A 259-nucleotide genomic window follows, 5' to 3' on the forward strand; every position below is an offset into this window, starting at 1 on the left:
GCCCATAAGGGTTCAACAGGACAACAACTCATCAAGCAAATTCAAGAAATTAGAGAGGATGACCAAAGTACGATTGTCATGCTTGATGAATGGGATGCCCATTTGGATAAAGAGAATACTCAAATTATAGATCAATATATTGATGAGCTTGCCCAAACAAGATTTGTCATAGAGGTTAGGCATTGAGTTAGAAAATATTAATTTTTAAATACTAAGGCATAGACAAGACGATATCCTGAATCACCTGCGGTAGAAACAT

At 35.9% G+C, this 259-nt stretch carries 1 pseudogene; it reads left to right on the forward strand.

What is annotated here, in order from left to right:
* A pseudogene (locus AAEY75_RS15915) lies at positions 1-186 on the forward strand (hypothetical protein); the annotation flags it as partial.
* Between the last annotated feature and the right edge of the window lie 73 nt (positions 187-259).

Source organism: Psychrobacter sp. TB55-MNA-CIBAN-0194 (assembly GCF_040309505.1).
GTDB classification, from domain to species: Bacteria; Pseudomonadota; Gammaproteobacteria; order Pseudomonadales; family Moraxellaceae; genus Psychrobacter; species Psychrobacter fozii.